The sequence below is a fragment of the Paenibacillus sp. HWE-109 genome, from assembly GCF_022163125.1.
GTDB lineage: Bacteria > Bacillota > Bacilli > Paenibacillales > NBRC-103111 > Paenibacillus_E.
In genome coordinates, this window is the sequence record NZ_CP091881.1 from 2,303,235 (window position 1) to 2,317,783 (window position 14,549).

Here is a 14,549-nt window from a genome sequence, read left to right on the forward strand (position 1 = left end):
CTAAAATTTTCACCTGTATTCATATTGCAGCAGGCTATAAAGTGGGATAAACTGAGTCAACAGATTCCCGTTTATCTAGATAGATTTTATAAGGAGCGATACTCTTTTGAAGACTTTAATTATTGCGGAAAAACCTGATATGGGGCGAAATATAGCCGCCGCAATAGAACCTAAAGCCAAGAATCTCAGGTCCTATCTGGAAGGTGAACAATATATCATCACCTGGGCGATCGGGCATTTAATTGAGCTGGCTGAACCGGATAAATATGATGATAAATATAAAAAATGGAACATCAATCACTTGCCCATCATTCCGGATGAATTCAAGCTGATTCCCAATCCAAGGACTTATGATCAACTGAAAGTGATCGCAGAACTGGCTAAGAAGTGTGATCAGCTCGTCAATGCTTGTGATGCGGGGCGGGAAGGACAGCACATTTTTTCACTGATTCAGCGGCATTTGGGACTGAAGCAGCCTGTGAAACGCCTATGGATCTCCGATTTAACGTCGGAAACTATTCGACATGGCTTTGCTACACTGAAAGACGGCGCAGAATACGAAAACTTGACTCGCGCTGCCCGCTCTCGCAGTGAAGCAGACTGGTTGATTGGTATGAATGGCTCACGCGCATTTACAACGAAGCATAATGTCCTGCTCTCTGTAGGCCGTGTTCAGACGCCGGTGCTCGCGCTTATTTATGATCGCCAGAAGCAGATTGAAGCTTTCTCGTCCCTCAAATTTTATGAATTGGAAGGACATTTTACCCAAGGCGAAACGACTTATCGCGGCATGTGGCAAGGCGAGCGATTGACAGATCAACCCAAAGTTGAAGCTCTCGCGGCCAAGGTCAAAGGGAAGCCAGCACGCATCATTTCGTATGAAGTGAAGGATACAAAGGAATATCCGTTCAAATTATATGATTTGACGCTTCTTCAGCGTGAGGCGAACGGCAAATACGCTTTCTCTGCTAAGAAGACCCTGGATACGGCACAAGCACTGTATGAGAAGCACAAGGTAATTTCATACCCAAGAACGAATTCGAACTATGTGACGGAACAAAATATTCCCGAAATGCATAAATCGTTGTCTGCTTTGCAAGGGACTGCGTATAACGATTTAGTGCAAGGGGCTAACCGCAATCTGGTGCATAAAAATAACAAATTTATTTGCAATCCGACGAAGGTAGAAGATCATCATGCCATCCTTCCGACGAATCGCAAAGCTTCGGGGCTTAGTCCAGATGAGCAGAAGCTATATGACTTAATTGTCCGACGTTTTTTATCTCAGTTTTATCCGCCAGCCGAGTACAAGGTTCACACCGTGATGACGGAAGTGGAGCAAGAGATGTTCAAGACGACAGTGAAAGAACTGCTCGATTTGGGCTGGAAGGTCATTTATGCCGATCAGAAGAAGGAAAAACCTAAAGCTTCGAAAGGCAAGGACAAAGACGACGAAGAGGATGAGGAAGTGGAGGTTAGCGAACCATTTACTGTAGATCCTCAGGGCAATGTCATTTGTCATGATGCAATTGTGAAAGAGAAGGACACGCAACCCCCTAAGCATTTTAACGAAGGAACCCTGTTGAAAGCGATGGAAAGCGCGGGCAAGCAGATAGAGGATGAAGAACTTCGCGATGCGATGAAAGATTCCGGCCTGGGCACACCTGCAACGCGAGCTGCAACGATCGAACGACTCAAAAAGGTCGGGTACATTGATATGCAAGGCAAGAAAATTGTGCTGACGCAAAAGGGACGGACGGTTGTAGAGCTTATCCGCGGCGCAGGTATTGAGCTGCTGACATCGCCAGAGATGACGGGGCAATGGGAACGCAGATTGAATGAAATTTCCCGTGGTACGGCATCGGACGAGCAGTTCATGCTCAATGTGAAGAAGTTTGCAACCTTGATTGTGAACAAGGTTCGTGTGCAGACCAAAGCTTCCAAAGATGCTTTTGAAGGGGAGACGCCTCCGGCAGGAGGAGCTAAACGGGGAGCAGCAAGATCATCTTCCACGTCCTCCGAAAGTAGTGCCAAGAAAGCGGCAGCCCCCAAGAAGACAGCCGCAGCGAAACAAACGGATGGCGCAAGCACTTTCCTGGCGACTTGTCCTAGACCAGGCTGCGGAGGCACTTTATTCATGGGCCGCAAAGGCTATGGCTGCTCACACTATAAGGAAGGCTGCAAATTCGTGATTTGGAAAGAAAGCTTTGGGCGGAATTTAACAGATGCGCAAGTTCAAGCGTTAGTCAATAAAGGGAAAACGACGAAGCTCAAGCTCGTTCTGGCTGACGGGACAGCAGCGGATGGTCGGATTGTTTTGAAAAACATCGATACCGGGGAACTGGGAGTCGAAACGGAATAAAGGAGACATGCCGTGAGTGACTTATCACACTTAACGAACGATTGGGCTTCCTGCCTGAGATTCGAATTTGAGAAGCCCTATTTCCAAAGCCTGTGTGCTTTTCTGGAAATTGAATATCAGACGCAAACCATTTTTCCTGAACAAAATGAGATTTATGCGGCCCTTCAGTTCACTTCATACAAAGATACCAGAGTTGTTATCTTGGGACAGGATCCCTATCATGGAAGAGGCCAAGCGCATGGCCTCAGTTTTTCCGTTAAACCAGGTATAACACCACCGCCATCCTTGCAAAATATATACAAAGAATTACAGAACGATCTTGGCTGTTTCATCCCGGATAACGGCTACCTCAAGAAATGGGCTGATCAAGGCGTTCTTCTGCTGAACACGGTGTTGACTGTACGTGAGGATACTCCGAACTCCCATAAGGGAAAAGGCTGGGAAATGTTTACGGATAACATCATCCGAACGCTAAGCGATCGTGAACAACCCGTCATCTTCGTGCTGTGGGGAAGTCATGCCCAAGCGAAGGAACGGCTTATCGATACAACAAAGCATTATATAATCAAATCGGTACATCCTAGTCCGCTGTCTTCGTATCGCGGATTTTTTGGCAGTAAACCTTTTTCCAAGGTGAATGCTTATTTGATAGAACAAAACAGGGAAGAAATCGATTGGCAATTGCCAAACTTGAACAGGAAGGAGCAGGAAGGATGAGTGATAAGCAAGAATTTATATATGTCATACGATTGCAGCCTGCTTATCTAGATCGAAGCATTTGGACGGATAAAGAAAACAATATTATAGAAGAGCATTTTCAGTATCTTTTGCAATTAAAAGAAGCGGGAGAGCTTATTTTAGCAGGACGAACGCAAACGTCTGACGAGAAAACATTTGGCATCGTGATCTTGCGCGTAGATAATGAATTAGAAGCCAGATTGATCATGGAGCAGGATCCAGCTGTCGCCAATCAACTGATGACTAGTGAATTGTATCCGTACAGCATCGCTGTCATGTAAGTGGAGTAAATAGTCAAGGACGAAGGAGAGATTCGCATGAAATTTCAAGATTTTAAGTATGAAAGGCCTGACTTTCAAGCTTTTGAAGCCAAATTCAAAGGACTCTTGGAACAATTTAAACAAGCTTCTTCGTTTGCCGACCAAGATCAAGCGATGGAAGCAATCGTTCATCTGCGCAGTGAATTGGATTCTATGGAGTCTATTGCGAGAATTCGTCATAGTGTGGATACAACGGATGAGTTCTATAAAGCGGAGCAAGAGTTTCTGGATGAAATAGAACCGTTATATCAAGGGTTGGTTACTGATTTCTATCAAGCGCTTATTGATTCTACATACCGCACAGAACTTGAGCTTAAATGGGGGAAACAGCTGTTCAGAATTGCTTCGCTCGCTCTGAAAACATTTTCACCGGAGATTGTCGAGGATTTGGTTCAGGAGAATAAACTAGCAAGTGAATATTCCAAGCTGTTGGCTTCAGCCAAGCTGGTTTATGAAGGAGAAGAACGTAATTTATCGCAACTTGCTCCTTTTCAAGTTTCGACAGACCGAAAAGTGCGCAAAGAAGCGAATGATGTGAGATATAGCTTCTTCATCGCGCATGAAGCCAAATTGGATGAGTTGTATGATCAATTAGTGAAAATCCGCTCAGTTATTGCCCGCAAATTGGGATTTACTAATTTTGTTGAGCTCGCTTACGCGCGCTTAAACCGATCAGACTACAATGCGAAGGATGTTGAAGCGTTCCGCAAACAAGTGCATGAGCATATTGTTCCCGCTGCTACTAAACTCAAAAATCGTCAGAAAGCTAGAATTGGTGTAGATTCACTGCACTATTATGACGATAAGTTTGGCTTCCCATCCGGGAATGCGACACCCAAGGGTGATGCGGATTGGATCGTAGAACAAGCCAGCAAGATGTATGCCGAGCTTTCACCTGAAACGGATGAATTTTTTACTTTCATGATTGAGAATGGATTAATGGATCTAGTCGCCAAGAAAGGCAAAAGAGTTGGTGGGTATTGCTCGTATATCAGCAGTTACCAAGCTCCGTATATCTTCTCCAACTTCAATGGAACTTCAGGGGATATTGATGTCCTAACTCACGAGGTAGGACATGCTTTTCAGGGCTTTAGCAGCCGTGAGTTCCAAGTGCCGGAATATATTTTCCCGACGTTGGAAGCCTGTGAGATCCATTCCATGAGTATGGAGTTTCTGGCGTGGCCGTGGATGTCGTTGTTCTTCGCGGAAGAGACGGATAAGTACAAGTTTAAACATTTAAGCGAGTCGCTTTTGTTCATCCCATATGGCGTTGCCGTTGATGAGTTTCAACACCGGGTATACGAGCAGCCGGAGCTGACACCTGCAGAGCGGAAACAAGTCTGGCGTGAAGTTGAACGCAAATATTTACCGCATCGCGTCTACGAAGATAACGATTATTTGGAAAGAGGAGGCTTCTGGCAGCAGCAGCCCCACATTTACAAAAGCCCGTTCTATTACATCGACTACACATTAGCTCAAGTGTGCGCATTTCAGTTCTGGAAACGGGCTAATGAAAATCCGGAGACAGCTTGGCAGGACTACTTGCGTTTATGCAAGCAAGGGGGAAGTCAGAGTTTCACCGAGCTTGTTGAAGTAGCGCGGCTCATTTCTCCGTTTCAAGACGGTTGTGTCGCTTCAGTCATCGGCCAGATTGAGTCTTGGCTTGACCAGATTGACGATAAAAGCCTCTAAAGGATAGGCTTCACATACTTGATTTGTAAGCCGCTGTCGCAAGGTTTGCCAGTTTCATATGAACGATTGCCGAGTCTTTCATGCAAAAGGCTAAAGTCGGACGAGGAACCGCTTTGCAGCGCTTGTATGGCGGATTGGACAACAAGCAGCCCATCTTCCATCGCAAGGTCCCAGAGGTCCCAAACACTGTACGTGTAAGTTTCGCCCTGTGAGGTAGGACAATTCCAAACCGTCTTGGCTTCGTTGAGATAATCTAGCGGAGCCGGATGTTTGGTGTAGACTAGCGGTGAGATTTGACCCAAGGTCAACAGGCGTTTGATCCCTTTTGGATCATGAAATAACCGCTGTGCCCGGATCATATCGCTATAGGCATCGTTCCAATCCTTCTCGGTAATTTGCGATGTTCGATCCTTATACTGATTAGCAGCTGCATTCGCAAGCGCGGGAATAATCCCTAACGGGAGCGCGTCACCGACGTAAATTTCTTTCCAAACTGGTGTTTTCCAAGTCTGTATGCCCAGCTTTTGACGAACGATCAGCGTGTCCAGAATAATCTCAAAACGTTGATGATCCCACTTTTTGAAACCAGATTTGTAGAATACATAGGGATGCATGTTGCGATCGAGAATGTGATGGGTGATGAATCCAAGCGCATATACAACAGCAGGATTATACAAGCCTCTGCCTTGTACATGAAGAAGGATATCCTCGATGAATGGCCCGCACTGCTGTGCATGCATAAGAGAGCCTAATTCATTCATCTTCTTGTCTTTTTTCCAAGGCAGAAAGTTATGATAGAAAAGGAAATCAGGCCCCTGACAGCCAAGAGAGAAAATATTTCGCAGTTGCTTATCATTCAGCATAGGAGCATGGCCGAGCTGTTTCATTATTTCTTGTCCGAAAATAAGATGCGTCCAAATATTTGGCAACGGTGGACCTCCTTACAGAAAATAGTTGAAATTGACCCCTTCCATTCTACCATAGGAAGAAATGTCAAAGGCACATTTTGTGAACTATTTCAAATCCAACTCTTGCAAAGGCAGGAATAATCTTCAAATTGTCGAATTCAAACTATCGGTGATGGTAACCATCCAATGTAATTTTAAGATGGGAGATATAGAATGAATAGGGTCAATAATCCGCTGAATGTCACAACCAGTGCAGATCCAGACAATATTCAGGGTCTGCTTTCGAGAACGGAACCGTCCTTTGCCTCAATCTTTGAATACACGACGGTTGGTATGGCGCTTATTTCACTTCATGGACACTGGATGAGAATGAATAGCAGTATGTGCAGTTTGTCAGGCTACGCGGAAGAAGATTTGTTATACAAAGAGCTACATGATCTTTTTCTGCCTGATGAGAAGATAAAAATGCGAGCGCGCATTTCGCAATTGCTATCCGGAGATATTCGTGCCATTCACATGGAGAAGAAACTGATTCAGAAGGAAGGCAATATTTTAGGCGTAGAATGTGACATGTCATTAGTAAGAGACGCTTACAATCAACCGCTTTATTTTATTTCTCAAATCAGACCTTTACCACCAAAATCAGAAATGGAACAAAAACTTGCTGAGAGTGAACAACGCTACAAATCATTAATCGAACATAATCCAGCCGGGATTCTGACGTGTGATCTGAACGGTTTGATTAAAAACGTGAACCCTGCGATGGAACGAATTCTGGGCTTTCTGGAGTCGGATATGATAGGACAGCCTATCAATCACTTTTGGGGCAAAGAAAATGAGGACATAGGCTCATCCGATAATGTCGTTATGCAAGCTGACAACTATATGCTTAGGGTTTCACATAAGAATGGCGGAATCATAGAACTTGGATTAAAAAATGTGCCAATCATTGTCAATGGGACAATAGAAGGCGTTTACTTAATAGCAAGAGATATAACGCAGCATAATAAGGATCGTGAATCCTTGCGGGTAGCGCAGCAGGATCTCCATGACACTGTTCGCAGACAGCAAGGGATGACGATGAAGTTCAGACAGATGCGCGGGAAATTCATACATACGTTATGTGATGGGGAACTGCTGTATCGATTAGGGTATAAGCCGTCGAATATATTAGGCAATGATTTATATAAAATTTGGCCGTTCTATATGGCAGCCAACATTGAAAGCTATTACAGCAAATCCTGGAACGGCGATCAAAATGTGATGTACGAGACCACGTTCCGAGGGATTACGTATCTGACCTCACTGCGTCCCATTTATGAAAATGGTCGTGTAGTTGAAGTCATCGGATCTTGTGTGGATATTACGGAGCGCAAGCGGATGGAGACGGAGCTTAGAGAAACGAAAGAGCTGCTGGAGTCATTCATCAATAATACAACGGATGCGATCTGTGTGCTCGATTTGCATGCGTGCGTCATTTCCGTAAATGCCGCGTACGAGCAAATCTTTGGATGGCCTCCCGGTGAACTGCTTAATCGAACTTTGCCGATCTATCCAGCCTATCTGGAAGAGCAGCGCAGAGAAATATACGAAATGCTCAAGGCGGGCAAGCAGATCTCCGGTTTGGAGACAGTTCGCTTGCGCAAAGATGGACAGCTTGTACATGTGAGCGTGACCAAAACACCGATCAAAAACGAGAAAGGCGAAATTATCGGATTCGCAGGTATCACGCGAGATATTACGGAGCGCAAGCGAACGGAAGAGCTGCTGCGCAAGTCGGATAAGCTGTCTGTCGCGGGTCAATTAGCGGCAGGGCTGGCGCATGAAATTAGAAATCCGTTAACCTCGCTTCGCGGATTCTTGCAGCTGCTGCAGAGTGATATGAAAGGAAAGCAGCACTATTTTGACATTATGCTGTCTGAATTGGATCGGATTAATTTCATTGTGAGCGAGTTCCTAGTGATTGCCAAGCCGGAAGCCATTCACTATAAAAAAAGTGACTTGCAGGGGATTCTGCAAACCGTAGTGGCTCTATTGGAAACACAAGCAGTGCTTTGCAATGTAGAGTTAATCCTGGAGTTCGAATCCGAGATACCTGAGTTGATTTGTTCGGAGATGCATTTAAAGCAATTATTTATTAATTTGGTTAAAAATGCGATGGAAGCCATCCCCAAAGATGGCCAAATCAAGATGACAGTTTCCCTGCAAGGGACTGATTTGATTAGAGTCAGAACTGAGGATAACGGCTGCGGCATCCCGGAGGAACGACTGAAACAGCTGGGAGAACCTTTCTACACGACGAAGGAGAAGGGGACAGGACTCGGTTTGATGATGTGTTTCAAAATCGTAGAAGCCCACAAAGGGACGATGACGATTCAAAGTCAATTGGGTGAAGGAACGATGATAGACGTATTTCTGCCTACCCAACCGAATAACGGAGAGATCGTGGAAAGCACGTAGGAAAAAAACAAAAACCGCCAAGCCTGTGATCAGGAATGGCGGTTTCTTCATGTCAGAAATTAATGCTGAACTCGTTGGATTCACGAGAATACCATTGTGAGATTGAAGGATCTTGTTCATTATGAATTCGTACTCCATCAGGTGTATATTTCATGATAATTCCCGAATTAACCTGATAATAAACGCCTAAAGGATCTAACGACCAAACATAGACAGGTGTTTTGCAGAGAGCTGCAATAAATATCTCTATATCTGTATCCAGTAGTTTAGTTCCGTAAATCATTTTCACACCTCTGTCTTATTATTTTGATGAAATTGCACATATAAGTAGTGACAGTATGAACGCAGAAACAATCACAAATCATTTTCGATTTTTTTGCCGGTAAGTTCATATTGCCAGGCAGGGGTGACTGTGAAAGGTAAAAAAAGAGGGTTCCCTCCTTTTAGTTTTCCTTGTATAATAGGAAAGCTTTAGATTTATTGACTATCGGTAAATTCAAGTTGGGTTAGAAGGAGAAAGGGGTCAATGGCAGTGATTGTGGTTGGGGGAATGATCGGTTTAGGCAAGACATCCGTATCCACTTTGTTGGGTCAAGAGCTTAATTCAAATGTATTTTATGAGAGTGTGGACGATAATCCGATATTGCCATTATTTTATACAGCAACCCCGGAAGAAATTGAGAAGAAACGTTACCCGTTTCTGCTGCAATTGCACTTCCTGAATACTAGATTTAAGGCGATCAAACAAGCATTAGTACATAATCGCAATGTGTTGGATCGGAGCATCTACGAAGATTGGTACTTTGCGAAGGTGAATCGTGAATTGGGACGTATTTCTCAGCTGGAATTCGAAGTTTATGAAGGGTTGGCAGACAATATGATGTCTGAACTTGCTGAACTTCCCAAGAAAGCACCGGATTTAATGGTTTATCTCAAAGCCTCTTTCGAAACGGTTATGCACCGTATTGGATTGCGCGGTCGCAGCTTTGAACAAGATCAGTCATTAGTTGACTACTATCGTCAGCTGTGGTCGGGGTACGATGATTGGGTGATGAACCACTATCAGGCATCTGAAGTTTTGATTATCGATATGGATGTTGTGGATGTCGTTAACCGTTCGGAAGATGCTTTAGCACTGGTAGATCAAGTTCGCGCTAAACTTTCAGAATTGTCGATCGTTTAATTAGGAAAGACCCCCTCAATTTCGAGGGGGTCTTTCGTATTATATAACTAGCCGCTAGCAAGTGGGATAACGTCGTATTTTGTAGTAATTAAAGGGTTTTCAACTATTTTATACCATTATAATGCTGAATGATTGTCGAATGTAAGGTTTTTTTGCATTTTTTTTTGAAAGCCTGTTTGATATTTATTACACGCGGGTATATAGTCCTGAGAAGTTGCTTGTTCATAGCGCGAATAGTGGCGTTAAAAATCTGATCTTGTCGGGAATCTAACGATGTGATACAATTTGTATCAAGAACTAAAAATTCATTGAAGGTTAAGGTGATGAATTTGTTATTTACGGTCTGTTACCAAGGAAAGCCTATGTGTAAACCGATGCCCAAGCTAGCTGCAACGGAGAAAATGGCAAAGTTAAGCCGGTTTTTCTCAAACTTGGAGCTTGTGGAAGTTCAACAACAATTGATTGCTACCTAATAAGCATCCAATCTCCCAAACAACTGCGTGCATGTCTGCATCCTAACTCCTTAATGTGATCTTTGAGGAGTTTTTGTCTTGTCCAGATTATGGTACAGTAGATGGAAAAGACAGGCAAGAGGAGGCTGACATGAAGAACAATGGTGCAGCTTCTAAAAAGGCGCTTATTCTAGGAGCGGGAATCGGCGGTCTGACCACAGCGCTTTTTTTGCAAAAGCAAGGTTGGGACATTGCCATCTATGAGAAGAAGCAAGAACTCTCTGAATTTGGTGCAGGCATTGTGTTGGCCGCGAACGCCATGCATGTATTAAAGAAACTTGATGTAGCAGACAAAGTTAAGCAGGCGGGCGCAAAAGTTGGGAAGGCTGATATCCGTGCTTGGGAAGGCCGAGCCATTACGTCTGTACCCGTTGATCTACAAGCCGATAAATATAAGACTTACAGCTATCTAATCCATCGCGCCAAGCTGCAAGCTATTTTGGCTCACGAGCTCGGTGCCCGTGTAACTCTCCATATGAATAAAAAACTGAATGATATCGTTCAGGATGAAACCGGTGTGACGCTTAGATTCGAGGATGGCAGCGAAGATAAGGGGCATCTCTTGATTGGTTGCGATGGTATTCATTCACAATCGGTTGCTTTGTTATTCGGGCATCAACCGCTTAGATACTCGGGGTTTCATGCTTTGCGCGGCATAACAACCTTTACGGATCAACGGTATCCACGAGAGATCGGTGGCGGCTTTGAGGCGTGGGGAAAAGGGAAGCGCTTCGGCTTTTCGCAAATTGGCGAGAATCAGGTTTATTGGTTTGCTGCTGTTAACTCCGCGCCAGGAGCCAAGATACTTCTTAAGAAAGAGCATGCCCTTCAGCAATTCAAGGGTTGGTTCCAACCGATTGAGGCTGTCATTCAGTCCACGGCGGAGGCATCCATTCTTTTTCATGATATTTATGATCGGGTGCCGCTTAAAAGTTGGAGCAAAGGGCGAGTAACGCTGCTAGGAGATGCCGCGCATCCCATGCTGCCTAATCTGGGGCAGGGCGGAGCACAAGCGATGGAAGATGCCAGTGTCCTTGCTGATTGCTTATCTCAAATTGAAGCTTCCCGCTTAGAAGATCTTGAAGCGGCGTTGGCTGCTTACGAACGAACTCGAATGCCCCGTGCACATCGCGTCGTTCAGCAATCCAGACGGATGTCGCGAGTCGTTCAAATGAGCAATCCGATAGGGCTGATGCTTCGTAACAAGGTTCTTGGTATTATGCCTGCTAAAGTCCAAATTAGTCAGCTGGATTGGCTGTTGGGACATCGTGTGTAACCGTGATTACCGGTGGGGCTGATCGAATCGAACTTGTTTCCGTGGACAAAGTCATGGAGGCTAGACGTTTATTAGCAAATTTAGACGTTTAATCGTTGGAACCTAGAAAAAAATTTCGGGAATGTGAGAAAATCCATAGAATAGATGGAAAACTCCGAATATAATGAAAGAGTAAACTTTGAGAAAAAGAGGTGTTGTCCATGCATGATTCGACGGATATTCAAAACAATAAGGGAATGGCAATCGTTGCTTACATCTTGTTTTTCATCCCGCTCATCGCTGCCAAAGATTCCAAATTCGCTTGGTACCATGCGAATCAAGGTCTCACATTATTGGTAACGGCGGTAATTGTGAATGTGATTTTAGGTATTATTCCGTTCATTGGTTGGATTCTGCTGCCGTTAGCTAACTTGGCAATTTTTATTCTTGCCATCTTGGGCATCGTAGCTGCGGCACAAGGTCAAGCCAAGCCATTGCCGCTGATCGGGAAGTACACGCTTTTGAAATAAGCATACATAGTGAAACAATGGGCTGCCCTTAGGGGCAGCCTGTTTTTAATATAGCAGAATTTATATGTTTTTCGCCGCTGCCGCAAGCTCAGCGATACGACTGTTGACATTGGCGCGATACAAGCCACCGTGAAAGCAAATCACTTGGTCAATATCCAGAGCGGTGAGTTTCTTGACGGACTGCATCGCCAGGGCATAATCCACACAGTAATCAGGCACAGGTCCCAGGAGTTGACCGTTATGAATAACGAGAGCATCTGCTGCGATCAAGGTTTTACTGGCAGGGTGGTACAGACTGATGTGACCCGGTGTATGTCCAGGTGTATCGATGACAAGAAGGCCGCCGGCATAAGGAAGCTGCTGATTGCTGCTTAGCAGCCCGGTGACTTGGCCCTTGGGTGGATTTTCTAAGGTTGTGCGAAATGCTTGGCGCCATTCCGGCGAGACATTAGCGGGTAAGCTTGCCACAGCTTTATCGATAGCCTCAGGTGTTACTTTAATCAGCATTTTTTCACCTTGAATATAGGGTCTTTCGATCTCGGTAGCCAAAACATGCAATTTCTGTTCCAATTCGGATAATAAAGTTGGCAAACTCCCGATATGATCGATGTCTTGGTGGGTAATAATAACGGAGTGAAGTGCTTGAAGTGACACGCCTTCTTGCTCCATTGCTTGGCGGATAAGCGGGAGAACGCCAGGGAAACCAGTATCCACTAAGACGGCGCCATTCTCATCACACAAAAGAGTAGGATGAATCACGTCGATCCCGCCCATTACAGGGACAGAAAGCTCGAGCATAAAAAGACCATTAGCAATTTGCATGCAAAACCCTCCAACAGAAAATGATTTGAAAGAATATGGCTATCATATCGAGAAGGGTGTGGTAAAGTCAATAAAATATTTTATTATATCATAAAAATTGATAAATGTCAATATTAAATTTTGTGAAGTTCTGCCGACTTAATTTTGTCCAAAATTTGAGCGACGTGTGAATAAAATATGAACAAAATTCTTTTTTTGTGTTATACTATATTTATAAAGCACTTACATCAGAGTTTGGAGTGATATTAATGGCGAATAGAGCTATTTCGGTCAGTAGTATTGAGCGCAGTGAGCGCGATGTTATGCCACTTGTGAAGTTGATGACGATCGCGGCTTGGGCTTTACTTGGCATAGGATTAGTTTTGAGCTTGCTCAACATAAATCATTTTAGCGATCGCAATGCTTCTCTTATGGTTGGCGTAGGCTTCATGGTAGGTAGTGTTCACATCTATGTGATTCGGACCGCTATCCACTTGGTTCATTCACGTGCTGCTTCAAAGGCTGAATGAATTCGATACAACGAAAAAGTGAATAAAGCCTTTCAAGTAACTAACTTGAAGGGCTTTTTGATTTTTCATACATTTTCATAATAGTCAACAAACGTTCTGTGACATTTGTTTTACAGTAAAACGTCGATCCTTTGACGTATTTGTTAAGTCATATGTGCGCATGTGTACTTTTAAGCGCAATTTGATATCTTGGTAATAGAACGATATCATGCAAGTTAAATAATACGAAAACGCAATTTGCAGATTTGTGGATAGGGAGGTTAGTTGGATGAAGAAAAGAAAACTCGTACGAGCTCTACTGCCCCTGATGATGATTGCTTTCATCGTTGTCTTGTCAGGCTGCAGCCAAGCCATGGTACTGGATCCCAAAGGTCCCGTTGGAGCGGAACAGAAAGATTTGATTATGATTTCAACCGTTTTATGCACGATTATCCTTGTACCAGTCCTTGCACTTACAGCTTGGATTGTATGGCGGTATCGAGATAAAGCTGGTAACAAGGCTTCCTATAAGCCGAATTGGGCACATAGCACAACGTTGGAAGTAGTGTGGTGGGCGATACCGATTATTATTATCGCTACACTTGCTGTTGTGACCGTGCGTTATACGCACGCACTCGAACCTTCTAAACCTTTGAAATCCGATAAGGCTCCCATCACGATTCAAGTTACATCGCTCGATTGGAAATGGCTGTTCACTTATCCGGAACAAGGCATTGCTACAGTCAACTACTTGCAGATCCCGGAAGATACGCCGATTAAGTTTGAACTTACTTCCGATGCACCGATGAACTCATTCTGGGTTCCGCAGCTGGGAGGACAAATTTATACGATGTCTGGCATGGCGATGACGCTTTATTTGCAAGCGGATGAAATTGGCCATTATTTTGGAACGGGTGCTAACTTCAGCGGCGAGCACTTTGCTGATATGACCTTCGACGTGAATGCAACTTCACAGCAAGATTTCGAAGAGTTTATCGCCAAAACGAAAAAAGTTCCGACGAAACTAACGATGGAAAGCTATGAAGCTTTAGCTAAGCCAGGCAAGTCTGGCGTGCAATATTTCTCAGCTATTCCAGATGGCTTGTTCGAGAAGGTTGTTACCAAGTATACAAAAGGTCAATCCGCGCACAGTGGTCATGGCAGTGGAGAAACGACGACAGAGGCGAAGAAAGCCTCAGGGTCGGAGACATCTAAGGATATGGACAAGATGGACCACAGTCAAATGAAAATGACCAAATGATTGACGGAAGCTTAAGGA

13 protein-coding genes are annotated in these 14,549 nt (G+C 44.3%); 11 read left to right on the top strand and 2 right to left on the bottom strand.

Features of this window, described 5'->3' with window-relative positions; all coding sequences use genetic code 11:
• Nucleotides 1–106: 106 nt before the first annotated feature.
• The 4 genes from LOZ80_RS09235 to LOZ80_RS09250 are packed head-to-tail and all read left to right on the top strand — an operon-like array spanning nt 107 to nt 5,112.
• Nucleotides 107–2,362 (top strand): type IA DNA topoisomerase, encoded by a 2,256-nt coding sequence (locus LOZ80_RS09235; RefSeq protein WP_238171151.1) that lies wholly within the window; start codon nt 107–109, stop codon nt 2,360–2,362.
• A gap of 12 nt (nt 2,363–2,374) precedes the next feature.
• Nucleotides 2,375–3,079: a uracil-DNA glycosylase gene (locus LOZ80_RS09240; protein WP_238171152.1), complete on the top strand. Its 705-nt coding sequence runs from the start codon at nt 2,375–2,377 to the stop codon at nt 3,077–3,079.
• Nucleotides 3,076–3,381: a YciI family protein gene (locus tag LOZ80_RS09245; RefSeq protein WP_238171153.1), complete on the top strand. Its 306-nt coding sequence runs from the start codon at nt 3,076–3,078 to the stop codon at nt 3,379–3,381. Before LOZ80_RS09240 ends, LOZ80_RS09245 begins: the two co-directional genes overlap by 4 nt.
• A 36-nt stretch (nt 3,382–3,417) precedes the next feature.
• Nucleotides 3,418–5,112 (top strand): M3 family oligoendopeptidase, encoded by a 1,695-nt coding sequence (locus tag LOZ80_RS09250; RefSeq protein ID WP_238171154.1) that lies wholly within the window; start codon nt 3,418–3,420, stop codon nt 5,110–5,112.
• Here LOZ80_RS09250 and LOZ80_RS09255 read toward each other — a convergent pair.
• A complete protein-coding gene (locus LOZ80_RS09255; protein WP_238171155.1) occupies nt 5,109–6,041 on the bottom strand; it encodes a zinc dependent phospholipase C family protein in 933 nt (310 codons plus the stop codon). The genes LOZ80_RS09250 and LOZ80_RS09255 overlap by 4 nt on opposite strands.
• A 192-nt stretch (nt 6,042–6,233) precedes the next feature.
• Between LOZ80_RS09255 and LOZ80_RS09260 the strand changes: the two genes are divergently transcribed.
• From LOZ80_RS09260 to LOZ80_RS09280, 5 genes are all read left to right on the top strand, one after another.
• A complete protein-coding gene (locus LOZ80_RS09260) occupies nt 6,234–8,480 on the top strand; it encodes a PAS domain S-box protein (protein ID WP_238171156.1) in 2,247 nt (748 codons plus the stop codon).
• A 526-nt stretch (nt 8,481–9,006) separates the two neighbouring features.
• On the top strand, nt 9,007–9,663 hold the full coding sequence (locus LOZ80_RS09265; protein ID WP_238171157.1) for a deoxynucleoside kinase: 657 nt from the start codon (nt 9,007–9,009) through the stop codon (nt 9,661–9,663).
• A gap of 323 nt (nt 9,664–9,986) precedes the next feature.
• A complete protein-coding gene (locus tag LOZ80_RS09270; protein ID WP_189019223.1) occupies nt 9,987–10,136 on the top strand; it encodes a hypothetical protein in 150 nt (49 codons plus the stop codon).
• Between the two features lie 130 nt (nt 10,137–10,266).
• On the top strand, nt 10,267–11,451 hold the full coding sequence (locus LOZ80_RS09275) for an FAD-dependent monooxygenase (RefSeq protein WP_238171158.1): 1,185 nt from the start codon (nt 10,267–10,269) through the stop codon (nt 11,449–11,451).
• Between the two features lie 200 nt (nt 11,452–11,651).
• Complete coding sequence (locus tag LOZ80_RS09280; RefSeq protein ID WP_189019217.1) at nt 11,652–11,960, top strand: DUF4870 domain-containing protein; 309 nt, start codon at nt 11,652–11,654, stop codon at nt 11,958–11,960.
• Between the two features lie 60 nt (nt 11,961–12,020).
• Here the strand turns inward: LOZ80_RS09280 and LOZ80_RS09285 are convergent, their stop codons facing one another.
• On the bottom strand, nt 12,021–12,782 hold the full coding sequence (locus LOZ80_RS09285) for an MBL fold metallo-hydrolase (RefSeq protein ID WP_238171159.1): 762 nt from the start codon (nt 12,780–12,782) through the stop codon (nt 12,021–12,023).
• Between the two features lie 248 nt (nt 12,783–13,030).
• Between LOZ80_RS09285 and LOZ80_RS09290 the strand changes: the two genes are divergently transcribed.
• Both LOZ80_RS09290 and cyoA read left to right on the top strand, forming a co-directional pair.
• Nucleotides 13,031–13,291 carry a hypothetical protein gene (locus tag LOZ80_RS09290; protein WP_189019213.1) on the top strand — a complete coding sequence of 87 codons (261 nt, stop codon included), beginning with the start codon at nt 13,031–13,033 and terminating at the stop codon, nt 13,289–13,291.
• Between the two features lie 268 nt (nt 13,292–13,559).
• Complete coding sequence (gene cyoA / locus LOZ80_RS09295) at nt 13,560–14,531, top strand: ubiquinol oxidase subunit II (protein WP_238171160.1); 972 nt, start codon at nt 13,560–13,562, stop codon at nt 14,529–14,531.
• Nucleotides 14,532–14,549 lie beyond the last annotated feature (18 nt).